The sequence below is a fragment of the uncultured Rhodospira sp. genome (assembly GCF_937138205.1).
In the GTDB taxonomy this organism is placed as follows: Bacteria; Pseudomonadota; Alphaproteobacteria; order Rhodospirillales; family Rhodospirillaceae; genus Rhodospira.
This window is the reverse complement of record NZ_CAKZOT010000035.1, coordinates 1-22,077: the sequence shown is the minus strand read 5'-3', so window position 1 is coordinate 22,077 and position 22,077 is coordinate 1. Positions and strand designations below refer to the sequence as shown.

Sequence of the window (22,077 nt, the reverse complement as noted above, 5' to 3'; positions counted from 1 at the left end):
ATGCCCGACACCGCGGCGGCCGGCACCCGGTCCGACACCGGGACCGTGGCCGATGCCGCCGCCCCCTTTGCGCCGTGTTCCGCCGCGTCGCCGAGGCCGGCCCATCACGAAACGGCACCGCCGCCCAACAGGCTGAACAGCAGCCCCGCCGTCACCGCGCCGCCCAGTCCCAGACTGACGTACAAGGCAAAGACCTGCCGGCGCACCAGGGCAAAGACGGCCATGGCCGCCGGAATGCTGGTCACGCCGCCGGCCAGCATGAAGGCCAGCCCAGCCGCCGGCACCATGCCCAGGTCGATCAGCCCGGCCACCGTCGGCACGGCCGCGTACCCGTTCAGGTAGGCGGGAATCCCCACCACTGCCGCCAGCGGCACGGCCCACCAGGCATCGCCGCCCAGCCATGCGCCGATGACGTCGGCCGGCACGTAGGCCAGCATCAGGCTCTCCACCAGGAAGGCCAGGGTCAGCCACTTCAGCAGGAACAGGCCGGTCTCGCGGCCGGTCCCGGAAAAGGTCGCGCGCCGCTCCGGCTCCCGCCAGAAGCGCCACGCCACCGGCTCCGGGCGCAGGCTCTTCTTCGCCGCGCAACACTTTGGGCCGACCCCGGGCCGCATGGCGTCGGCCAAGCCACCCCTGCGGACCAGCGCGAGCGTGACCCAGCCGCCCACCAGGCCCAGGGCCACGGCGGCCCCGGTTTTGGCGAGGGTCAGCGGCCAGCCGAACACCCCCAGCATCAGCAGGAACATCTGCGGGTCCATCAGCGGCGAGGCCAGCCAGAACGCCATCACCGGCGCCAGCGGCACGCCGGCGGCCAGCAGGGCGGCGATGATCGGCACCACGCCGCAGGAACAGAACGGCGACAGCGCCCCGAACACCGCGGCCAGGGTGATGACTTGGGCCGGGTGACCGCTGGTCGCTCGTGCGATCTGTTGGTCAAGGCCGGTGGCCTTGGTCCAGGCGGCGATCAGCACCGAGGCGACCAGGAACGGCAGGATGTTCCACACCGCCTCGGCCGTGAAGGTCAGGCTCGGCCAGGCCTGCGGCGGGTCGAGCACGGCCACCAGCCCGAGCACGGCCAGCGTGGCCAGCCACACGCGGTCCATGCCGCGCCACAGGGCGCCGGGCGACCGGGTAGAGGCGGTGGGGGTGGTTGTCTGAACGGTCTCGGTCATGGGCGCCCTCTCGGGGTTACAGTTGCAGAATAGTCGAACATTCAGGGCAAAAAAAACGTGTCACGGGATTCCGGGCATAGGTGTGTGCATCCGGCGCGGCGTCAAGCCGCCGCGCGGCGCTGGTGGTCCCGCACGAAGGCCTCCAGCCGCTCCATCTGCGCGTCGGCGGCGTCAAAGCGGATGTGCGTGGCGGTGTCGGTGCGGGCCACGATCACCGCCAGCACCTGCCCCAGCCCCGGCACGTCGATGGTCATTTCGTGGCCGCGCTCGCCCTCGACCGAGCGGTCCAGCGTGCCCAGCCCGCTGAACGACATCTCCTGCATCAGGCAAGACTGTGTGCGACCGCCACCCAGATCAACGGTAACGCCGATGTTGACGGTACGCAACGCGTGCTGTTCGCGTTCCTCCTCACTGCCGGCGCGGATGATCCGTTCGAGGTCGTCCAGCATTTGCCGGATGCGGGTGTTGACGGTGTCGGCGGACTGTCGCACGTCGCGGGCATGACCGCCCGTGATCTCGGTGCCGCGGGACACCTCCTCGATGTTGCCGGAGGCGTCCTGGGTGCTGCGCGCGGCCTGCTGCGCGTTCTGGCTGATCTCGCCAGTGGCCGCCGACTGTTCCTCGACGGCGGCGGAGACGCCGGTGGTGATCTCGTTGATCTCGCCGACCACCCGCACGATGCTCTGGATCGCCGCGACGGCGCCGTTGGTGGCGTCCTGGATGGTGGTGATCTGTCTGGCAATGTCCTCGGTGGCGTTGGCCGTCTGGTTGGCCAGCGTCTTCACCTCGTTGGCCACGACGGCGAAGCCCTTGCCGGCCTCACCGGCACGCGCCGCCTCGATCGTCGCGTTCAGGGCCAACAGGTTGGTCTGTTTGGCGATGTCGCTGATCAGGTTGACGATCTCGCCGATCTGGCCGGCCGCCTGGGCCAGCCCCTCGACGCGGTCGTTGGCGCCTTCGGCCTCGCGAGCCGCGCGGTGGGCGATATCGGAGGCGGTGCTAACCTGACGGCTGATCTCGGCGATCGAACTGGCCATTTCCTCCGCCGCCGCCGCCACGGCGTCGACGTTGGCCGCCGAGTCGCGTGACGCCGTCGAGGCGGCGCCGGCTCCCTCCTCGGTGTGGGAGACGGCCTCGGCCATCTTCACGGCGGCTTCGTGCATCCGTTCGGTCTGCTGTTGCACGGCGGCGATGGAGCCGCGCACCTCTTCATCAAGAGCGTTGGTCAGGGCGAACATCTCGCTCCTGACGCGGCGGGCGTTGCGCCGATGCTCGGCCGCCTGTTCGGCCTGCATGGCCTCGATCTGCTGGCTGTTGTGCTTGAAGACCTCGACCGCGGCGGCCATGGCGCCGACCTCGTCCTTGCGGTCGCGGCCCGGCACCTCGACCGAGAGATCGTTGTCCGCCAAGCGTTTCATGGTGCGGGTGATGGCGCCCAGGGGACGCGTGATGGAGCGTCCGATCAACACGGCGCCCGCAATCCCCAGGATCAGGGCGAGGGCGGTTCCGCTGAACAGCAGGGTCGTGGCGAAGGCGCGGTCTTTCGCGGCCTGGGCCTGGGCGGCCTGGTTCGCCGTGTCCAGCGCGGCCACCAGATCGGCGCGCGCCTGTTGCATCCCCGCCGTGGCCTCGTCGATGGCATGGACGTTCACGACGAGGGCCTCGAACATGGTCGCGACCTGGCCGATCAGCGTATCGAGGCGCGTCTCCAGATCGCCGACGTTCCACGGGTCGGTCTGGGCGATGCTGGCGACCATCGTGGCGCTGATCTCGTGGAACTCCTGAATGTGCTCCCGAACCTCCGCAACCACGGCCTCGTCGTGTGTGTCGATGTATTCCAGGATATGCTCGCGGACGTGCTCGGCCGCCACGCTCAGGGTTCCGGCGATGCGGATGGTGTCCTGCGCCGCGTCGAGGGTGTTGAAGGCCATGGCTTCCGTGGTCGCCGCCTGGTTGGTGGTGACGGCGGCGGCCTCGCTGGCGAGGGACGTCATTTGCGTCAGCGCGCGCAATGAGGCGTCCAGCCCCTTTTCGGCGGCGTCTCTCGCGTCGGCTTCCGCGGCCCGTTCGGCGGCCATTTCGAACGTCCGTTCAAGCGCGCCCTGGTACGCCTGAACCGCCTGCGAGACCTTTTTGACCAGGGCAGCCGTGGCGCCCGCCTCGGCTGCCTCGCGAAGCGACGTGGTGGCCGTGGCCAGGGCGCGCGTTGCCTCCCGCGCCGCCTCGGCATCGTCGGGATCGGCGGTGCGCGCGACGCGTTGTTCGGCGACACGGGCGCGCGCGGCCAGGGTTTTCAGGTCCGTAAGGGTCTGGAGTTGTTCGGAAAGGTCGATGAGGACCGCTCGCCTGACCACGTTTTCGCGCGCCGCCTGCAGCCGCGCGTTATGGAACCGCAAAAGGCGATCCACCCCGACGTCGAGGGTCTCGGCCGCCTCGTCCATGGCCTCAACGACGTCTTCGCGCTCGTCGTCCAGGGCGCGCTGCCTCGCCGCCGAGGTATCGAACGCCTTGAACGCCGCGCGCAGGTCGGCGCTGGCCTGGGCCAGGGCCTCCTGCTCGACCGCGTCCACCTGGGCGACCGCCTCCCCCAGCCGTTTGACCGTGTTGGACAACCGCCGCACGGCCGCGCCGGCCTCCTGTGCGCGCACCCGCGTATTGGCGCGCCGATACTGTTCCAACCGCAAGGTCGCGGCGGCGACGGCATCGCGCACGGTCTGGGCCGTGGCCTGCAAGGCGGCGGCTTCCTCGCGGGCGACGACGGCGTCGCGCGTCTGCTCGCGGGCCTTTTCCACACGCGCGACCCGTTGCGCGACCACCTCATCGATCGCATCCAGCAGGGTCTGCTCCACCGCGACGACGTCGGTCGCGGCCTGCTCCAGTTCCGCCTCGTTGGTCTTGAAGGTGGCGAAGTTGGCTTCGTAGGCCTCGGCGGCGCCCAGGGCCGAGCGTGTCTCGCCGGCGATCGCGTTGTGCTCGGCCAGGGATGCCAACGTGGCTTTCAGGTCCGCGATCCCCTGGTGGACGCGCTGTTCGACCTCCAGCATACGGTCGACGCGGCCCTGCAGTTCCTGCCGGACGACGTTGCCCACCTCGACCTGGGCGGCCAGGCTGGTGCGTTCGGTGTCAAAGGCGGCATCACGACTGACCAGGGACTGCCAGCCGATCGCGGCCACGGCGATGGTCAGCAACAGAATGAACAGAAAACCGATCAGAATGCGCGATGAGATGGTCACGGGCCGAGACTTTCCGAAAGGGGGCAGATGGGGTGGGCGCGGTGGCTCCGGTTGACTAGAACAGCTCGACGTTCACGCCGACGGTGATGGCGCCAATCGCGTCGCCGGTGACGGGATCGACGATGGTCTTGCTGATCTGCGACAGGAAGGACTCGGCGCTGTCATCGAATCCAACCTCATCAACGAACACGGCGCCGGGACCGGCCTGGAACGTTTTCTGCCACTTGTCCTCGTCGCCCTGCCAGTAGTCCGACGTCACGTCGGATAGGCCCACGGTCAGGCCACGGTTATCCATCACGAAGAGCTCGGAGACGGTGCCGTCCATCTCCGCCTTGCGCTCCGACAGGTACGCCGACAGATCGGAGCCCAGGACCTTGTCCAACAGTGGCCCCGACCCGGCCTCTGCTTCGTGTCTCCATTGCTGATCGAGCGCCTCGATCTCCGCCGTGGTCAACGCCGCGTGCCTGTCGTTCGCGGCCTTGATGGCGTCGATGAGGACGGCATCGGCGAGCCACGGTTGGACCTCTTTCGCCATCAAGGCCTCGAGTTGGGGGCGAAACGCGTTGGCGCCGGCGGGCGACACCAGGGCTCCGGCGGCCAGCGCCAGTGCCGCAGACGCAATCAGGCATTTCATGACGAGGGTCCTCCCCCTGGGTCGATTTCTCACACTGAAGAACTGTATATTCGTTCGGGCTGTCAAGAACCGGGTCGCATGAAAGAGGCGTTTGTTCGCGCTCGAACGACAGCCGTCGACAATTCGGCGTGTACCGCCTTGGTGGGCACGAGGGCAATATCCGACAAAATTGGGTCGGATTTTACGCGGGAGTCGACTCAATTCCACTTCGTTACGGAATCCACGCGCCCCCGGTTTGGTCGAGCGGACTGAAAGGTGCACCGGATGGACCCGGAGCCTCTGAACAGGGACTCGGCGGCACCGTCGCGGGCCGCGCGGGTTGGGACGGGGCCGAACACAGAGGGACCGCCCGGCCCCACCCGCGACTCCACCGGATGGATCTGTTGCGAGGCCGGGTTGACGTGGCCACGTGGACGTCACCCCCAGGTTTCGCGGCCCCGGTTTGCCCAACGGGGAAGCAGTTGGGGGATGAGAACGCGGCAGGTTGCGGAATTGTTTAGACCTTAAATCATTCTTAAATTGTAAAGGCTGTTGGTTCCCGACTTGTTTGGACGGGTGAGCCGGCCTTCGCTATAATGTCTAGACGAATTCGAGACCGGGCCCACGAAACGGGCCGTGGGGTCCGTGTGACGCGTGGCGGATGCGGGCCGATCTCACGAGACCAGCGTCGATGACGCCGACCGGGATCGGGGCCGGAGTCGGCGAAATGGGGCTTTGCGGCAGAAAGGCTGCGCGCATGGGTGGTCGGGTGATGAGGGGCCATCGGTTCAGTGTTAGACTCCTATGCGCGCTCCTGATCGCGGGGGTGTTGGGGGTACGCGGCGCGCCCGCCCATGCCGAGCCGGCGCTGACCGTCGGCAGCGAACTGGACTACCCGCCGTTCGCCATGGTGGACGAGGCCGGCCGGCCGGTGGGCTTTTCCATCGATCTGTTCCGCGCCGTCGCTGAAACCATGAACCTTGAGGTGGACTTCAGGGTCGGCCCCTGGCCGGTGCTGCTCTCGGATCTGCGGGAGGGGCGGCTGGACGCCCTGCCGTTCGTCGGCATCTTCCCCGAACGCGATGAATACCTCGATTTCTCTGTGCCCATCGTCGTCACGCACGGCGCGGTGTTCGTCCGCGAAGGCGGACCGCGCGTGCGCGAGGAAAGCGACCTCGCGCCGCTGCGGGTGGCCGTCATGCGCGACGATGTGGGCCACGAATACGCCCGGGCGCGCCCCTGGGGCGATGATGTCGCGGCCTTCCCCAGCCTCGCCGAGGCGTTCGACTGTCTGGCGGCGGCCCGCTGCGACGCCGTGGTCGCGCCGCGCCTGCAAGGGGTGCTGTTGATCGATCAGGGCGGCCTGACCGGCATTGCGCCGGCGCCGCTGACGCTGGAGGGGTTCTCTCTCTCGTATGCCTTTGCCGTGCAGGCCGGTGACGCGGACCTGCTCGCCAGCCTGAACGGCGGGCTGGCCATCGCCATTGCCGACGGCACCCTCGACCGCCTGTATGAAAAGTGGCTGCCCGAGCTTCGCCCCCAGACCGGGATACCGCTCGATGTCCTGCTTCCGTACGCCACCGGCATCCTGGCGCTGTTCCTGGTGATCGTCTCCGTCCTGTACGCGGGCCAGCGGCGGGCCACGGCGCTGGCCGGCGCGCGCGGGCGCAGCCTGGAGCGGCAGGCCGACCACCTGCGCCGCCTGGCGTCCCGCCTGGACACCGAGCGGATGCGGGCGGAGCACGCGCGGGCCGAGGCCGACGCCCTGATCAAGGTCATCCCTGATCTGTTCTTCCGCCTCGACGCCGAGGGCCGCTATGTCGACGTCCACGATCCGGAGGGGCTGGCCCTGGTGCCCGTCGAGCGCCTGCTGGGACAACGCATCGAGGATGCCCTGCCGGAGGACACCGCCCGGGCGGCGCGGGCGGCCCTGGAGCGGATGCACGAGACCGGCGAAAGCCAGTCGCTGGAATACACGCTCGACAGGCCGGACGGCCCGCCGCGCCACTTCCAGGCTCGCCTGGCACCCATGGACGACGGCGGCAGCCTGGCCGTGGTCCGCGACGTGACCGAGGCGCGCCAGCGCGAGGCCGAGGTTCGCCACGCCGCCGCCGCCCTGGCCACGGCCAGCGCCGCCAAGAGCCGCTTCCTCGCCACCCTGAGCCACGAGTTCCGCACGCCGCTGAACGCCATGCTCGGCTTCTCCGACATCCTGGTGCAGGAGATGTTCGGGCCCGTGGGCAACGACCGATACCGCGAGTACACACGCAACATCCACGCCGCCGGGCAGGCCCTGCAGGCGCTGGTGGATGACGTGATGGACATCACGCATATCGATTCCGGCCGGGTGACGTTGCTTGAGTCCGTGGTCGACCTGCGCACCATCGTGGAGCAGAAGGTGGCCGTGGTGGCCCCTCTGGCGGCGGCCAACGCGACCAAGCTTCGCGTCATCGGGCCGCCAACGCCGGAGCGCGTGTGGGCCGACGCTGAGCAGGTCCAGCGCATGGTCGCCAACCTGCTGTCCAACGCCGTCAAGTTCACCCAGGGCGGCTCGGTCGAGGTCAGCCTGGAGGACAGGCCCGACGGCGGCGTGGCCGTGACCATCACAGATACAGGCATCGGCATGTCCGCCGATCAACTGGCGCACCTGGGCGAGCCGTTCTATCAGTCCAGCCCGGTGGTCGCCCGCGAGGCCGGCGGCTTCGGGCTGGGCATCGCCCTCGTCAAGGAGATGATCGCCCTGCACGGCGGGGATCTGGACTACGACAGCGTCCTCGACCAGGGAACGACGGTGCGCCTGATCTTCCCGGCGGGACGGCGGCTGTCCGACACTATTGTCAACGGCCCCCGGCTGAAGGCGTCCGAATCCTGAGGTTGCTTCAGGGGGGCGTGGGGTTCGATTGTCGCATTCAATCCACTCGTGACCAAAGGCCGCGCCTGTTACCCTACGGGGGAACGCCCGCGTGCGCCCGGCGCGCCGGCCATGTCTCGCCCCCGGCCTTATGGAGAGAGCCATGCCCCCGCAGTTCCAGTCCGGCCCGCGCGCCGTCCCCGGCCGTTTCCGTCGCGGGATCGTCGCCCTTGTCACGCTCGTCGCCGTGACCGTTGTGTCCGCCCCGGCGCTGGCCGGCCTTGAGGTGTGCAATCAAACCAGCGTCGCGCGCTGGCTGGCCATCGGTTACAGCCAGGACGGCCTGTGGACCTCGGAAGGGTGGTGGCACCTGGAACCGGGCGATTGCGTCATGCCGGTCGAGGGCGACCTGACGCAACGCTATTACTACTACCGGGCCGAGGACCCCAGCGAACAGTTCGAGGGTGACGGGTACTTCTTCTGCGCCATCCCCGACGCCTTCCTGATCGCCGGCGATACCGATTGCGTCGCGCGCGGCTATCAGGAGCTGGACTTCCGCGAGGTGGACACCGGCGAGAGCGCCGTGGCCTATACCCTGGTCCTCAGTCCGCGCACCGTGCCCGGCGCCGACGCGCTGGACGCCGGATCGCCGTCGGAGGGGACCCAACCCGGAGCGCCTGACGAGGAACAGGCCGCCACGCCCGAGTCGCCATTCGGCGCGCCGGACGCGCCCCGGCCGGCCGCCGACAACGGGCAATTGGCCGACACGCATCAATCCCTGCGTGGCACATGGCTGTCGCGGGACGATCCGGCGTCGTCGATCGCGTTCGACGAAGACTCCTACACCGCCTTTTACGAGGCCGACGTGATGGAGGAAGGCCCGTTCGAGGTGGCCCAGGCCTGCCCGGTCTTTGGTGGCATGGGCGACGGCGAGCCGGTCGTCGTTGTGCGCCTCGCCGACAACGACACGCCGCTGTGCTTCAGCGTCCAGTATGTCGACGACGCGCACCTGGAGATGCTCGCCCTGCCGCGCGGCAACCTGCTGCGCTACAAGGCGGCGGAGTGAGCCCTTATCCGACTGAAACCGAAACAGAGACGAGGCCCGATCCCGTGAGCACCGACCGATTCGAGGAAACGCTGTACCCCGGCTGGCGTCAGATCTTCGCCGTCGACCGTTGGATTCATCGCGAGCAGACCGAACACCAGGACCTGGCGATGTTCGAGACGCCGGTGTTCGGCCGCGTGCTGGCCCTGGACGGGGTGATCCAGATCACCGAGGGCGACGAGTTCATGTACCAGGAGATGATGGTGCACGTGCCCATCATCGGCCACGGCGCCGCGCGGCGCGTGTGCATCGTCGGCGGCGGTGACGGCGGCTGCCTGCGCGAGGCCCTCAAGCACCCGGCGGTCGAGCCGACCCTGGTGGAGATCGACGCCGGGGTGGTCGAATTCTCCAAGCAGTGGCTGCCGGCCATCGGCAAGGCCGCGTTGGAGGATCCGCGCGCGCGCATCGTCATCGCCGACGGCGTCGACTTCATGAAGACCAGCGGCGAGACCTTCGACGTCATCATCGTCGACAGCACCGACCCGCATGGCCCGGGCGAGGTGCTGTTCACGCAGGACTTCTACGCCGACTGCCACGCGCGTCTGTCGGAACGGGGCATCCTGGTGACCCAGAACGGCGTGCCCTTCACCCAGGGCGAGGAACTCACCACGTCGTGGCATCGCTTTCGGGGGGCGGGGTTCGCCGACGCCACGTTTTATGTTGTGCCCGTGCCGAGCTACGTCGGTGGCTTCATGGCGCTGGGGTGGGCCAGCAAGGATCCGGCCAACCGGGGCCTGTCGGCCGACGAGATCGCGCGGCGCATCGACGGCCTGGAGCTGGACACGCGCTACTGGACGCCGGAGATCCAGAGCGCCTGTTTCGCCTTGCCCCGCTACGTTCGCGACTTGATGCGGTGACGACGCGCGCGGTCGCGGGTCAGGTCATGCATTCGGGCTGATCAAGAGTCGCGGTGTAATCCCTGGCGGCACGACTCGACTCGCGGGCTGTCAACCGCCTCTGACACCCGTGGGAGCCCTCCGACCGGCCCCCGAGCGCCGCCGCCACCCCGCGCGATTCCGCGCCCCGCGGCCGGGGGCCGGCGGAATCCCGATTCCACCCTAGGAATCCTGGGCTTATTGTGTATTCTGATCGGCGGTCGGTTGCGATTGGCGCGACCTTCGGGAACCTGTGAAACGGGGGACGTTTCTCCATGCTGAAAAAGAGCTATCTGGCCACGGCTGCCGTGTGCGTTGCCTTTGTGATGTCCTACTCGGCGCCGGTTGCCGCGCAAGACGAGGCGGCGGCTGCCGAGGAACAAGCGACCGTCTCGGATTGGGTGCCGGTGAGCGTGCGCGGCAACGGCATGAATGCGCGCTTTGCCTGCAACTCCGTCACCGAGCGCGCTGACCGTGCGTGCGTGTTTGGTCCGCCGCGCAGCATCAGCGAGTGCACCTGCGACGTGAAGGAACTGGGCCGGACCGTCTGCTATGTGGTCGCCGAGTGCCACGGCGGCGCTCAGTAAGGCGTCATCGGGTTGGTGTGACGCTTCCGGACACCGGGAGCCGACGCCAAGCGCGCCACCGCAGGGGGGGAGCCGCCTCGGACTCCCCGCCCTACGGTGACGTTTTTTCATTTCTGTTCCCCTTCGCGTCCGGGTGTGCCGACGACGCGGCACGTGTCGGAACGGCCGGCACGGACCGGGCAGGCTCGACACGACGCCACGGGTGCCGTGGGCCACGGAAGCGGCGGTGCGATCCACAAGCCCTTCCTGGACTTTCGATGCTCACGGTGTATCCTTTTTTGTCGTTCGGGCGCGGTGGGCGCGACCGAGGGGAACCGGCGAAAGGGAAGCTTTCATCATGATGAAGAAGGGCATTTTGGTTGCCGCGGCCTTGGGTGCCGCCGTAATGACGTATGCGTCCGCGGGCGCGGCCGAGTACAGCCGGGAATCGCCGCAGTATCGTCAGGCGATGGCCGGCGGCCTTCGCGCGGCGCACGCCTGCGAAAACGCGGAAAAGAACGCCATGAAGCAGGCCTGCATCATCGGCGAGAAGCCGATCCGCGCGCGCATCGGCTCCTGCGACTGCACCGAAACCGCCAACGGCTATGTGTGCAGCGTCCAAGTGCAGTGCCCCGAGAAGGTGCCGGCCGAATAAGGGCGACCATCAAGGGTTCTTGATCTGACCGGATCGTGCCCCGGTTTCGTGTGTCTCGCCACGAACCGGGCAGGATCGGTGACTTTGGGGCGGGCTGGCCGCGAGCCGAGCCCGCCCTACGTGTTTGGGCGCGGTCGCACCGACCGGCCGTGCTGGGCTTTCGTTGCCCGGTGTTTTCCGCGACGCTGACCGCACGCGTATTGAGCCAAAACGGAACGAGCCCCGCGCCGGGCGGCGCGAGGCTCGCGGATCGGTCCGCGCGGTGGACTGGCTCGGCCGGATCAGGCGCGGGCGAAGGTTTCCATGACGGCCTTGGTGCGCGCCTGCAGCGGCTCCATGGCGTTCTTGACGACGCCGTTGGACATCTCGGCCATCTTCTTGGTCTGGGCGATCATGATCTCCCAGTTGTCCTTGACCAGCTTGGTCTGCAGGTTGGTGAAGTCGGCCGGCGTCTTGCAGCTGCCCAGCTGCTTGCTGGCGGCAACGGCGCCGTCCATGGACTTGGACGAGAAGGTGACGGCCTCCTTGCTGATGTCCTCAAGGCCCTTGGCAAGAGCCTGGCTGGCGGCCGTGGCGGCGTTCAGGTTGTCCTTGTTGAACGCGATCAGATCGTCATAGTTGCGAATCATGGCTTTTGCCTTTCACCGTGTGTGTTGCGCGGGGCTTCGGTCCGGCACGGCGCCGCGACGTCCGCGTCTGGTCGCAGGGCGTCCCGCTGGCGGCGGGCGGTCCGGAGCCCCGATGGCATTCTCTCTCGTTCGGCTCCGATGCTGCACTGCAGCATTCCCTTGACTCTAGTCCGTTTCGCGGACGTGTCAACAGATTTTTGTGCACTGCACAATACCCGTCCGCGCCCAAAGCGTGCCTTTGGGCCGGCCCGGCCCCTGCCATGTGGCCGATTCCAAGACCCGAGGCATGGTGATACAGTCCGACGCTAGAGACCGGGAAACGCAGCGGGAGAAACGGCATGACCGACCCGGGCGACGGCGAGCCGGTGGTGGGCACGCCGACCGACATGGCGCCGGAGGATCAGGACAGTCCGGAATGCGAGGCCTTTCGGGCGCGGGTCGAGGGAACGAACATCAACCCGGAAACCCTCCTGGCCACGGACTACCTGAACCATTTCAACGAAATCGTCATGATGCTCGAAATGGTGCCGGACATGCCGGACCTGGTCGAGGATTGCGCGGCGTGGCAGCCGAAGTCCTACGCCGCCCACTTCGCGGACAGCGGCTTTCGCGACAAGGACCTGGCGATCGAAGCTTATGACCATTGTCCGCCGCGCTACCGACAGCCGTTCGACGAGACCATCACCCGCATGAACGGGCTGGCCCTTTTCACGGTGGGCTGCATGGAAACCGCGCTGGCGCGCGGCCGGACGGACGCCGTGGCCGAGCAGGCCCGGTCCGCGAGCCGGTCGCTTCAGCGGCTGATGGACGTGGCCAGCGCCATCATCCACGGCGCGCACGGAACCCTCGATCAGGCCAAGATCGACGCCATGCTGGAGGAGTGATCTCCTCAGTCGGCCGGACCCAGGGCGCGCCCGATGGCCTCCAGCAGCAGCCGGTTGGCGGTTTCGTTGGCCTCGGCGTCATGCCCGATCGTGTAGCCGCGATCCGAACAGACCGACAACGCGTCGACCATGGCCGTGTCGGTCGGCGCCGCGCGGCCCGTGACCTCTTCGACCATGGTCCCGTCGCCGCGCACGCGGAACCAGCACGGCCGCGCGGTGGGCAGGGAGGCGTAGAACCGCCGGTCGCTCAGATTGTTCCACCCGTGCGCGGCGCCTTCGAGCCAGTGCGCGGTGACGGGGCTGCCGCCGGCTTCGAGCTCGCGGAGGAACCCGGTGCACGCGGCCTTGTCGGTGCTTTCGTCCTCGGTCCCCCACAGCGCCACGATCGGCGCGCCTGTCGTCCGGCGGTTGTTCAGGGCGAACGCGCACGGGGCATAGAACGCCACGTGCAGCCCGAATCGGTGCGGGGTGTCGCTGGCCTCGCGGGCGATTTCGTCGTACGCGGCCAGGAACGTCGACATGCCGCCCATCGAATACCCCATCACCCCGATCCGCTCGGCGTCGATGGCCGGACGGGCCGCCAGGGCCTCCAACGCGGCGTAGGCGTCGGTCACCTGATCGGGCAGGTTGGCGTGGCGCAGACGCTCGATGTAGGCCATGCCCCGGCCCAGGCCCCGGGACTCGAAGGTCTCGACCACCAGCGCGGCGATGCCGTGGCGGGCGAGAAACGCCGCGTGCCGGGCGCCGCGTCCGCTCCACTCGCCGCCGCTGCCGTGCAGGATGATCATGGCGGGAACGGTCTCGCCGTCGGCCAGATCGTCTGGCAGCGTGAGTGTGCCCCACGCCGTGGCGTCGGGGGTCTTGGGGTCGGCATACAACTCGCGCACGCCCGCCACATCGCGTGTGGGAAAGGCCAGCACGGCGTCGGGGCGCGCCTGCTCCGAGTCGTCCGCCGCACGGCCCGCCCCGGCGGCGCCGCACAGCGCCACCAGCGCCACCGCGAGACCGCACCCGCCGTTTTTCATCGTCCGAGTCATGAAGTGTGATCCTCGCCTTGACCGTGATCCGCCCTCGGTCGGGACCGGCTCACGATAGGACCTTGGCTGACGCCAGGGAAGCACCCCCCAGAATAGCCACACCCGCCGCGATGGTGCGCGGCGGGTGCGGGGGGTCGTCTCGTGTGCGAACCGTCACGTGGCTGAAGCGCGGGGTCCGCAGGGTCCTTGCTCTGGATACGGATGGGACCTTGCTGAAGGGTCCATCGGGGTTCGGAGGTCAATGGCTGATTGTCGGGGTATCCTCGCTGCCTCGAGGTTCAGGACCGGCCGTGGAGCGCCGCTCCTGATGATGTGACCATACATACCCGAGCGTGACAGGGCGATTTCCGCCGCATGACGTCTTTGTCATGATTGTAAAGTGAAGCCGGCGGCGGCGTGCTGCGGGGGTGTCCGGCGGTCATGCGGTCGACCGGGACGGCGGCAGCCAACGCACCCCCCAGAATAGCCACACCCGCCGCGTTGGGGCGCGGCGGGTGCGGGGGGTCGTCTCGTGTGCGAACCGTCACGTGGCTGAAGCGCGGGGTCCGCAGGGTCCTTGCTCTGGATACGGATGGGACCTTGCTGAAGGGTCCATCGGGGTTCGGAGGTCAATGGCTGATTGTCGGGGTATCCTCGCTGCCTCGAGGTTCAGGACCGGCCGTGGAGCGCCGCTCCTGATGATGTGACCATACATACCCGAGCGTGACAGGGCGATTTCCGCCGCATGACGTCTTTGTCATGATTGTAAAGTGAAGCCGGCGGCGGCGTGCTGCGGGGGTGTCCGGCGGTCATGCGGTCGACCGGGACGGCGGCAGCCAACGCACCCCCCAGAATAGCCACACCCGCCGCGTTGGGGCGCGGCGGGTGCGGGGGGTCGTCTCGTGTGCGAACCGTCACGTGGCTGAAGCGCGGGGTCCGCAGGGTCCTTGCTCTGGATACGGATGGGACCTTGCTGAAGGGTCCATCTGGGATCGGAGGTTTATGGCTGATTGTCGGGGTATCCTCGCTGCCTCGAGGTTCAGGACAGGCCGTGGAGCGCCGCTCCTGATGATCCAAACATACATACCCGAGCGTGACAGGGCGATTTCCGCCGCATGACGTCTTGTTCATCATCGCGGGGCGCGGCTGGCCCCGCCGAAAGGGACCCGCCCCACGAAAAGCGCCCGCCGCACAGGGGGGTGTGCGGCGGGCGCCCTTACGGTGGTTCGGGATCCCCAGTGCGTGGCTGAAGCGCACGGATCACCCGTCCTTGCTCTGGATCGGGACAACACCTGGCTGAGGGGTGTCGCCCGTGGAGGGGTTTTGGCTGGATTTCAAAGTATCCTCGCGCCAACGAGGTTCAGGCCCGGCTACCGTTCGCCAAACCCGATAAACCGAATATGTTTCTCCGGCTGGGGCGGATCAATGGCGCCCGCATGTTCTTTTTGCAGTGCATGTCATGTGCAGGCGCAAGGCATGGCAGGGCGCGGCGCGGGCCGTCTTACATACTGATCGGCGATAGAACGGACTCGTCCGTTCTATCGCCTCCGCCGCTTCGCGGCGCCGGCGCAGTCGCGTCGGCTGGTATTACGGGCCGGAATCGAAACGCCCGCCGCACAAGGGTCTTGCGCGACGGGCGTTGCTTCGATCTCTCGTGCGACCTTTTGCGTGGCTGAAACGCGCGGGTCGCGGAATGCAAGCTCTGGGTCGGATAACACCGGTTAGGGGTCGGCACACTCACTAAGAGGTTCTGGCTGATCGGGGTATCCTCGCTGCCTCGAGGTTCAGAACCGGCCGTGGAGTGCCGCTCCTGATGATGTAACGATGACAGATCCGACCTAACGGGCGATTTGCCGCAACATGACGTTTCGGTAATGCGGTGGGGACCGGACGAGCCCCATCAGGCTCGGCGGAGCGGACACCGGTTTGGTCGTCCTTCCGAAATCTCCCCCCTGGTTTCTGTTTCGCTCTGGCCGGCACGCGTTTTCCGGAGGTCACGATCACCAACAAAAGGGATTCACGTTGCGGCCATCGCATCTAATGCGTACTGTCTGACCGTGACTGGCCGAGGACCGAAGGTTCGGGGGGAAGTCGTGGCGCGGCGCAGGATCGACCCCTCGTTGATTTCACACCTTGTCAGGTCCCCCGAGGATCCCGTGCCCCTTGCCGAATCGACACCGGAAGCCCAACATAAACGAAGGGATGCAGGAGCGATGTCGATGGAAAACCGGATCACGCGCCTGGAGGTCGAGCAGGAGCACGTCCGCCGGGATCTCGATGAGATCAAGGGGCTTCTGAAGGACATCGGGCTCCGCCTGGCACGGATGCCAACGGTGGGAGCCATGTGGGGGATGGTCGCGACGGTCATCGGGGTGGCCCTGTCCATGATCGGGATCACGGTGGCCGTGATCGCTTACCTTTCCACCGTTCTCGCCAAATAGGTCGAGGTTCCCGGCGGCGGCGTGTGGGCCATCTGCACCTAAGCCTTCCCTTTCTTCCCGATCTTGCTTTCCGTGCCGTCGCGCAGTCGCCTGACGTTCTCCCGATGCCGCCACCACGCCAGCAGGGCGAGCAGGGCGAATCCGACCACGTGCGGCCACCCGGCCATGGCAAAGGCGAAGCCCGGCGCCAGTGTCAGCGCGGTCAGCGCGGCCAGCGAGGAATATCGGAACACCACGGCCATCAGCAGCCACATCAGGCAGGCGGCGATCCCCACCGGCCAGGCGGTGGCCAGCAGCACGCCGAGCGTCGTCGCCACGCCCTTGCCGCCCTTGAAGCGCAGCCAGATCGGGTAGTTGTGGCCGACGACGGCGGCCACGCCGGCGACCACGGGGATCCAGGGGTCGACGCCGCTCCAGCCGGCCAGCGCCTGAGCACCCAGCGCCGCGATGGCGCCCTTGGCCGAATCCAGGATCAGCGTGGCCAGGGCCAGGTCCTTGCGGCCGGTGCGCAGCACGTTGGTGGCGCCGATGTTGCCGGAGCCAATGGCCCGGATGTCGCCCAGGCCGGCCATCCGCGTCAGCACCAGCCCGAAGGGCACCGAGCCCAGCAGGTAACCGGCCACGGCGGCCAGACCCAGGGTCATGGATGGTTCGGTCATGGTCGCTCTCCCCTCGCCCCGCTCACCCCGCCCCTTCGGGGAACACCGTGCGGCCGTCCACGACCGTCCGGATCACCTTGCCCTGCACCAGATGGCCATCGAACGGCGAGTTCTTGGACTTGGAGCGCATGGTATCGCCCACCACCTTCCACGGCGCCTCGGGATCGAAAATCACCAGATCGGCCGGCGCGCCGGTGCGCAGCCGCCCGGCCTCCAGCCCCAGCAGGTCGGCAGGCGCGCGGGTGATTCGGTCCAGGGCCTTGAGCAACGGCAGCCGGCCCTCGTGCACCAGCCGCAGCGTCACCGGCAACAGGGTTTCCAGGCCGATGCCGCCGAACTCGGCCAGATTGAACGGCAGCCGCTTGGTGTCCTGGTCCTGCGGGCAGTGGTCGGAGGCGATGACGTCGATGGTGCCGTCCGCCAACCCGTCGACGATGGCCTGGCGGTCGGATTCGCTGCGCAGTGGCGGCGACAGCTTGGCGAAGGTGCGGTAGTCGCCGACCTCCAGCTCGTTCAGCGCGAAGTAGAACGGCGCCGTGTCGCAGGTCACCGGCAGGCCGGCCGCCTTGGCCTTGCGGATGATCTCGACGCTGTCCTCGGTGCTGATGTGGGCGGCGTGATAGCGCCCGCCGGTCATCGCCACCAGCCGCATGTCGCGTTCCAGCATGATGATCTCGGCCTCGCGCGGAATGCCGCCCAGGCCCAGGCGGGTGGCCGTCTCGCCGCTGTTCATGACGCCGGTGGCCAGGGACGGTTCCTGCGGGTGCTGGATGACCAGCAGGTCGTGGCTGGCGGCGTAGGCCAGCAGGCGGCGCATCACCTGGGCGTCGGCGATGGCCTTGACGCCGTCGGTGAAAGCCACGGCGCCGGCTTGGTGCAACAGGCCGATCTCGGCCAGTTCGCGCCCCTCCAGGCCCTTGGTGGCGGCGGCGTACGTGAACACCTTGGCCAGTCCGATCAGGCGCGCACGGCGGGCCACAAACTCGACCGCCGCCTCGTCGTCGATCACCGGGTTGGTGTTGGGCAGGCCGACCATCGAGGTCACGCCGCCGGCCGCCGCCGCGCGTCCGGCGCTCTTGAAGCTCTCCTTGTGCTCCTGGCCGGGCTCGCGCAACTGGGTGCGGATGTCCACCAGCCCCGGAGCAAGGCAGGCGCCGCCGCAGTCCACCACCCGCGCCCCGACCGGGGTGCCGTCGGCGAACAGGCCGGGCGCCAGATGCACGATGTGCTCACCCTCGGTCAGCAGGCCGCCCATGGCATCCAGGCCGGTGGCGGGGTCGAGCAGGCGGGCGTTGGCGTAGGCCACGCGGCCGGGCACGTCGAGGGCCATCACACCCCTCCCGCGCCGGCGAACGGCTGGTTGCGGCGCGTGTGGTCGAGGTTGCCGGCCAACAGCCGCAGCACGGCCATGCGCACGGCCACGCCCATCTCGACCTGTTCGCGGATGACGCTGCGCTCGAAGTCGTCGGCGACGTCCGAGTCGATCTCCACCCCCCGGTTCATCGGTCCGGGATGCATGATCAGCGCGTCCGGCCGCGCCCGCGACAGCTTGTCGCGGTCCAGCCCGTAGAAGCGGAAGTACTCACGCACCGAGGGAATGAAATTGCCGCGCATCCGCTCGGTCTGCAGGCGCAGCATCATGACGATGTCACAGTCGGTCAGGCCCTCGCGCATGTTGGTGAACACCTCCACCCCCATGGCCTCGAACGATCGGGGCACCAGGGTGCGCGGGCCGATCAGGCGCACCTGCGTGCCCATGGTCGTCAGCAGGTGGATGTTCGAGCGCGCCACCCGGCTGTGCAGGACGTCGCCGCAGATGGCCACCCGCAGGCCGTCCAGCCGGCCCTTGCGGCGGCGGATGGTCAGCGCGTCCAGCAGCGCCTGGGTGGGATGCTCGTGGCCGCCGTCACCGCCGTTGACCACGGCGCAGTTGACCTTCTCGGCCAGCAGCTTGGCCGCGCCCGACTCCGGATGGCGCACCACCAGGACGTCCGGATGCATGGCGTTCAGCGTCACCGCCGTGTCGATCAGCGTTTCGCCCTTGGCCACCGAACTGGTCGAGACCTGCATGTTGATGACCTCGGCGCCCTGGCGCTTGGCGGCCAGTTCGAACGAGGTGCGGGTGCGGGTCGAGTTCTCGAAGAACAGGTTGATGACCGTGCGCCCGGCCATCGCGTCGCTGGCCTTGTCGGCGCCCCGGCACTGGTCCACGTGGCCGTCGGCGAGATCCAAGAGATGCTGAATGTCCGGGGGGTGCAGCCCCTGGATGCCGAGGAGGTGGCGGTGCGGAAAGGCGGCGTCCGTCATGGTGGGCGGACCATAGCCCCGGCCGGCGGTGGCGGCAAGGGGGAGGGGCAATGTCGCAACCGGGCCGCCCCCCGCCGACTCGCCGTCAGGTGACGAGATCGAGGATCTTGACCATGAGGCCGACCACCTTGGCGGCCTTTTCGGCGCCGTCCGCGATCTTGTTGAAGTCGTCCACCTTGTCCCGCAGCTCCCGGGTGGCCGTGTCGATCGGCGCCTTGGCCGCGTTCATCTGCGCCGCGACCGAGCCGAGGGCCTCGTTTTCCAGGTCGATGATAGCCGTGTCGACGGCCAGCCGGGCGCGGGCGAACGCCTCGCGTTCCTCGCTGTCGGGCGGATAGGTCGCGTGCACCTCCGCGCGGATGTCCTGGAATGCCTCGCGCAACTGGTACAGGCGCAGGAGGAGTCGGTCGCGCTGGTCCTCGGTCACGATGGGCATGATGGGGTCCTCCTCCGTTCAGCTCACGACCCGATTGCGCCCCAGATGACGCCGGCAGTGGTTTTCAACTGGCCGGCCTCGGCGGCCAGGTCCTGCGCGCGGTCGACCAGCGTCTCGAACGACACGTCCCCGGCGGCCCGGCGGATAAGCCCGTCCCACAGCGCGGCCATCTTGTCGGCGCTGTCGCGCGCCGCCTGCACGGCCGCCTGAAGCGCGGCCGCGTCGGGCTCCAGCACGCTGTCGCGCAGGATCTCCGCGACCTGGACTCGCTCCACGTCGCCGACACGGCCGGACAGCACGGCCGTTTCCACCGCGCCCATGCGGTCGGCGGCGGCACTGGCGAAGTCGCGCTCGAAGCGCGCCGCCAAAAGGCCGATCGCCTTGCGCTGCAGGTCGATCTGTTCGCTGATCAGGGTGGCCCGCCGCTCCAGTTCCTCGGCCAGCGCGGCCCGTTGCGCGATGGTGAGGGAGGCCCGCGCAAGCTCCTGGATGACGCCGCTGGCCTCGCCGGCGATGTTCAGGCTCAGGCCGAGACGCTCGCCCGCCGCCACCAGCCCGCTGGAGGCGCCGCCGATGGCGCCGGCCGTGCGGGCTGGCGAGTCCGTCGTTGCCAGAGCGCGCAACGCCGTGAAATAGGCCCGCAACTGGCCGGCATGGGCCTCCATCAGCGCCCAGGACTCCAGATCGCTCTCGATCTGCGCCAATCGCGTCTCGTACGCCTGCTGCCGCTCCGCCCGCGACCTCAGGTCGAACAGCACCGCCGTCAGGCCCTGGGTGCGGGCGTCCACCGTCGTCCGTTTGGCCCCCTCGGAGAAGGCCACCAGGGCATCCTGGGCGTCGATGCCGGCGGCGGCGGCCAGTTCGTAGTCGCGTGGCGGCGTGCAGCCCGCGATCGCCACGCTGATGGACAAAAGGATCGGCAGGAACCACGCGCGACTCACGGTGATCATGTCTCAGGACCTCCCGGCTCGGGAAAGGGCGACATGGCGTGGCGCGACGCGATGGTCCGTCAACGAGATGGTCCGTCAACGAAATGACCAAAGCGGTCCGCGCCGGCGCGCCGCGCCCCTTCCCCGTATCCGTCGCGAAGGCGGACCGTTTCGACGCGGCCCCACCCCAACCAAGGACCATCGTACGGAACGAGCCGGTGAAGTCCAAACAAACAAAACCGTGTCCACGCCCGCGCCGCGCACGGCACGCACCCGTCGGCTCGGCTGGAGGCTCGGCTGGAGCAGGGTCCGCTTACCCCTCCAACACAATCCGCCCGTCCTCGGTCAGCGGGAAGTCGGCGACCCAGGTGATTTCCCACGGGTGGCCGTCGGGGTCGGCGAAGTACGCCACCACGCCGCCCCACGGCATCTCACGCGGTTCCTTCAGCACGGTGGCGCCGGCGGCGACCGCCTCGGCCAGCCGCGCCGACACGGCGTCCCGCGTGGCCACGTTGAAGGCCAGGGTGATGCCGCCCGGGCGCGCGTCGGCCAGGCCCGTGTCGGCGGCCAGGGCGTCCCGCCCGTACAGGCCCAGAACGACGCCGCCGGCATCCAGGAAGGCGACGGCCTCATTGCTTGGCGGCTTCGCTGGCAGGCCCAGGGCCTCGTAGAAGGCGCGGGACCGCGCCACGTCGGCCACGGCCAGGGTGATCAGGCTGATCGCGGGCATGGGCGTCTCGCTTCCTCCCTTCGACGTGCGGAAGGAAGACAATGCCCGAGTCGCCCGCTCGGGACAATCCCGGGACATTGCGGGTGCTACCGCTCCGCCACCTGACTCCGGCCGGTCAGGATGTAATCCTCGATGCACGGCACCGCCGCGCCCAGGCGCACCGGGGCGCCGACGGCCAGGCTGGGCAGCAGCGCCTCGCAGGCCTCGGGCGCGGGACGGGCCGCCGTCTGTGTGGCCGGGTCCGCCTCCAGCACGAAGGCGCGCAGACAGCCGGCGGCGCGGAACGGCACCGGCCGTCCGATGGCGACGTTTTCCAGCGCCCTGTCGCACAGGGCGTGCCGGTCGACATCCGGCGTCGCGGACGTAAAGGCGACGGGGATGTTCGCGGCCGGCATCGACTCTGGCGCCGATTGCGGCGCGGCGCCGGCGTTGGTGGCGAGGCCAAGAGCCAGGGCGGCGATGGCCAAGCGTCCAGTGGAACGGGTCATGTATCCATCCTCCCTGCGGCGTGAGCGCGACGGTCGATGGACCGCCTGTGGCTCGAACGAATAGCCTCGCAGCCAACTGTGACAATTTTGCGCAGTTGGGAGGGCGGAAATCAGTGACGCCCGTCACCGGTCCGGAAACCGGGCCACGGGGCCATGGACCTATCGAACTCACTCACCCGTGAAGGCGGCGGCTTCCGCCTGAACCCCCTCCCAACCTCCCCCATGAATGGGGGAGGAGTTCGGCTTACGCCTTACGATAAGCTAAAGAGCGGCTCGCTAACCGGGTGCGGGCCGGACTCCCTCCCCTTTTGCGGGCCATCATATTCACACGTCTCCGCCAGCTCGTAGGGTGCGTCTGACCGCCGCGAACGCGGCGGGCGACGCACCGCCTCGCGGCCGTCGCGGCCACCTGGTGCGTCGTCGGCGGCGTCGCCGCCTCCAGACGCACCCTACGACGGCTGCGAACAGGACCATGACTCGTCATTGCG

Annotated in this window: 19 protein-coding genes; 7 read left to right on the top strand and 12 right to left on the bottom strand. The window is 68.5% G+C overall.

Going from position 1 to position 22,077, the window contains the following annotated elements; genetic code table 11:
* Positions 1–104: 104 nt before the first annotated feature.
* From Q0309_RS03795 to Q0309_RS03785, 3 genes are all read right to left on the bottom strand, one after another.
* Positions 105–1,172 carry a permease gene (locus Q0309_RS03795; RefSeq protein ID WP_299437614.1) on the bottom strand — a complete coding sequence of 356 codons (1,068 nt, stop codon included), beginning with the start codon at positions 1,170–1,172 and terminating at the stop codon, positions 105–107.
* Positions 1,173–1,273: 101 nt separating this feature from the next.
* Positions 1,274–4,405, bottom strand: a complete 3,132-nt coding sequence (locus tag Q0309_RS03790) for a methyl-accepting chemotaxis protein (protein ID WP_299437612.1) — start codon at positions 4,403–4,405, stop codon at positions 1,274–1,276.
* Between the two features lie 55 nt (positions 4,406–4,460).
* A complete protein-coding gene (locus tag Q0309_RS03785; protein ID WP_299437610.1) occupies positions 4,461–5,039 on the bottom strand; it encodes a hypothetical protein in 579 nt (192 codons plus the stop codon).
* Positions 5,040–5,790: 751 nt separating this feature from the next.
* Between Q0309_RS03785 and Q0309_RS03780 the strand changes: the two genes are divergently transcribed.
* The 5 genes from Q0309_RS03780 (at position 5,791) to Q0309_RS03760 (ending at position 11,070) form a co-directional block, all read left to right on the top strand.
* On the top strand, positions 5,791–7,890 hold the full coding sequence (locus Q0309_RS03780) for a transporter substrate-binding domain-containing protein (protein WP_299437608.1): 2,100 nt from the start codon (positions 5,791–5,793) through the stop codon (positions 7,888–7,890).
* 142 nt (positions 7,891–8,032) lie between these two features.
* Positions 8,033–8,935 (top strand): DUF1036 domain-containing protein, encoded by a 903-nt coding sequence (locus Q0309_RS03775; protein ID WP_299437606.1) that lies wholly within the window; start codon positions 8,033–8,035, stop codon positions 8,933–8,935.
* Positions 8,936–8,979: 44 nt separating this feature from the next.
* Positions 8,980–9,831 (top strand): polyamine aminopropyltransferase, encoded by an 852-nt coding sequence (gene speE, locus Q0309_RS03770; RefSeq protein ID WP_299437604.1) that lies wholly within the window; start codon positions 8,980–8,982, stop codon positions 9,829–9,831.
* Positions 9,832–10,124: 293 nt separating this feature from the next.
* Entirely contained in the window at positions 10,125–10,436 is a 312-nt protein-coding gene (locus tag Q0309_RS03765; protein WP_299437602.1) for a hypothetical protein, read from the top strand.
* A gap of 337 nt (positions 10,437–10,773) precedes the next feature.
* On the top strand, positions 10,774–11,070 hold the full coding sequence (locus Q0309_RS03760; RefSeq protein ID WP_299437600.1) for a hypothetical protein: 297 nt from the start codon (positions 10,774–10,776) through the stop codon (positions 11,068–11,070).
* Between the two features lie 281 nt (positions 11,071–11,351).
* On the opposite strand, the gene Q0309_RS03755 is transcribed toward Q0309_RS03760, so the two are convergent.
* Positions 11,352–11,699 (bottom strand): phasin family protein, encoded by a 348-nt coding sequence (locus tag Q0309_RS03755; RefSeq protein WP_299437598.1) that lies wholly within the window; start codon positions 11,697–11,699, stop codon positions 11,352–11,354.
* Between the two features lie 338 nt (positions 11,700–12,037).
* On the opposite strand from Q0309_RS03755, the gene Q0309_RS03750 reads away from it, so the two are divergent.
* Entirely contained in the window at positions 12,038–12,583 is a 546-nt protein-coding gene (locus tag Q0309_RS03750) for a hypothetical protein (protein ID WP_299437596.1), read from the top strand.
* A gap of 5 nt (positions 12,584–12,588) precedes the next feature.
* Here the strand turns inward: Q0309_RS03750 and Q0309_RS03745 are convergent, their stop codons facing one another.
* The gene (locus tag Q0309_RS03745; RefSeq protein ID WP_299437594.1) at positions 12,589–13,620 is read right to left on the bottom strand and encodes a dienelactone hydrolase family protein; all 1,032 of its coding nucleotides are present in this window, start codon (positions 13,618–13,620) and stop codon (positions 12,589–12,591) included.
* Positions 13,621–15,818: 2,198 nt separating this feature from the next.
* Between Q0309_RS03745 and Q0309_RS03740 the strand changes: the two genes are divergently transcribed.
* Positions 15,819–16,040 carry a hypothetical protein gene (locus Q0309_RS03740; protein WP_299437592.1) on the top strand — a complete coding sequence of 74 codons (222 nt, stop codon included), beginning with the start codon at positions 15,819–15,821 and terminating at the stop codon, positions 16,038–16,040.
* Positions 16,041–16,078: 38 nt separating this feature from the next.
* Here the strand turns inward: Q0309_RS03740 and plsY are convergent, their stop codons facing one another.
* The 7 genes from plsY to Q0309_RS03705 form a co-directional block, all read right to left on the bottom strand.
* Positions 16,079–16,699, bottom strand: coding sequence for a glycerol-3-phosphate 1-O-acyltransferase PlsY (plsY, locus tag Q0309_RS03735; protein ID WP_299437590.1), 621 nt, complete (start codon positions 16,697–16,699; stop codon positions 16,079–16,081).
* Positions 16,700–16,721: 22 nt separating this feature from the next.
* Complete coding sequence (gene pyrC, locus Q0309_RS03730) at positions 16,722–18,029, bottom strand: dihydroorotase (RefSeq protein WP_299437588.1); 1,308 nt, start codon at positions 18,027–18,029, stop codon at positions 16,722–16,724.
* Complete coding sequence (locus tag Q0309_RS03725; protein ID WP_299437586.1) at positions 18,029–19,006, bottom strand: aspartate carbamoyltransferase catalytic subunit; 978 nt, start codon at positions 19,004–19,006, stop codon at positions 18,029–18,031. Before Q0309_RS03725 ends, pyrC begins: the two co-directional genes overlap by 1 nt.
* An 85-nt stretch (positions 19,007–19,091) precedes the next feature.
* Entirely contained in the window at positions 19,092–19,442 is a 351-nt protein-coding gene (locus Q0309_RS03720) for a hypothetical protein (protein WP_299437584.1), read from the bottom strand.
* 23 nt (positions 19,443–19,465) lie between these two features.
* Positions 19,466–20,392, bottom strand: coding sequence for a hypothetical protein (locus tag Q0309_RS03715; protein WP_299437582.1), 927 nt, complete (start codon positions 20,390–20,392; stop codon positions 19,466–19,468).
* Positions 20,393–20,684: 292 nt separating this feature from the next.
* Positions 20,685–21,101 (bottom strand): VOC family protein, encoded by a 417-nt coding sequence (locus Q0309_RS03710; protein WP_299437580.1) that lies wholly within the window; start codon positions 21,099–21,101, stop codon positions 20,685–20,687.
* Between the two features lie 86 nt (positions 21,102–21,187).
* On the bottom strand, positions 21,188–21,589 hold the full coding sequence (locus Q0309_RS03705; RefSeq protein WP_299437578.1) for a hypothetical protein: 402 nt from the start codon (positions 21,587–21,589) through the stop codon (positions 21,188–21,190).
* Positions 21,590–22,077 lie beyond the last annotated feature (488 nt).

Excerpts from the sequence above, each read along its gene's own strand:
- pyrC (WP_299437588.1), bottom strand. The coding sequence starts at position 18,029 with ATGGCCCTCGACGTGCCCGGCCGCGTGGCCTACGCCAACGCCCGCCTG.
- plsY (WP_299437590.1), bottom strand. The coding sequence starts at position 16,699 with ATGACCGAACCATCCATGACCCTGGGTCTGGCCGCCGTGGCCGGTTAC.
- Q0309_RS03715 (WP_299437582.1), bottom strand. The coding sequence starts at position 20,392 with ATGATCACCGTGAGTCGCGCGTGGTTCCTGCCGATCCTTTTGTCCATC.
- Q0309_RS03760 (WP_299437600.1), top strand. The coding sequence starts at position 10,774 with ATGATGAAGAAGGGCATTTTGGTTGCCGCGGCCTTGGGTGCCGCCGTA.
- Q0309_RS03740 (WP_299437592.1), top strand. The coding sequence starts at position 15,819 with ATGGAAAACCGGATCACGCGCCTGGAGGTCGAGCAGGAGCACGTCCGC.
- Q0309_RS03705 (WP_299437578.1), bottom strand. The coding sequence starts at position 21,589 with ATGACCCGTTCCACTGGACGCTTGGCCATCGCCGCCCTGGCTCTTGGC.
- Q0309_RS03725 (WP_299437586.1), bottom strand. The coding sequence starts at position 19,006 with ATGACGGACGCCGCCTTTCCGCACCGCCACCTCCTCGGCATCCAGGGG.
- Q0309_RS03750 (WP_299437596.1), top strand. The coding sequence starts at position 12,038 with ATGACCGACCCGGGCGACGGCGAGCCGGTGGTGGGCACGCCGACCGAC.
- Q0309_RS03795 (WP_299437614.1), bottom strand. The coding sequence starts at position 1,172 with ATGACCGAGACCGTTCAGACAACCACCCCCACCGCCTCTACCCGGTCG.
- Q0309_RS03785 (WP_299437610.1), bottom strand. The coding sequence starts at position 5,039 with ATGAAATGCCTGATTGCGTCTGCGGCACTGGCGCTGGCCGCCGGAGCC.
- Q0309_RS03775 (WP_299437606.1), top strand. The coding sequence starts at position 8,033 with ATGCCCCCGCAGTTCCAGTCCGGCCCGCGCGCCGTCCCCGGCCGTTTC.
- Q0309_RS03710 (WP_299437580.1), bottom strand. The coding sequence starts at position 21,101 with ATGCCCGCGATCAGCCTGATCACCCTGGCCGTGGCCGACGTGGCGCGG.
- Q0309_RS03780 (WP_299437608.1), top strand. The coding sequence starts at position 5,791 with ATGAGGGGCCATCGGTTCAGTGTTAGACTCCTATGCGCGCTCCTGATC.
- Q0309_RS03765 (WP_299437602.1), top strand. The coding sequence starts at position 10,125 with ATGCTGAAAAAGAGCTATCTGGCCACGGCTGCCGTGTGCGTTGCCTTT.
- Q0309_RS03745 (WP_299437594.1), bottom strand. The coding sequence starts at position 13,620 with ATGACTCGGACGATGAAAAACGGCGGGTGCGGTCTCGCGGTGGCGCTG.
- Q0309_RS03720 (WP_299437584.1), bottom strand. The coding sequence starts at position 19,442 with ATGCCCATCGTGACCGAGGACCAGCGCGACCGACTCCTCCTGCGCCTG.
- Q0309_RS03755 (WP_299437598.1), bottom strand. The coding sequence starts at position 11,699 with ATGATTCGCAACTATGACGATCTGATCGCGTTCAACAAGGACAACCTG.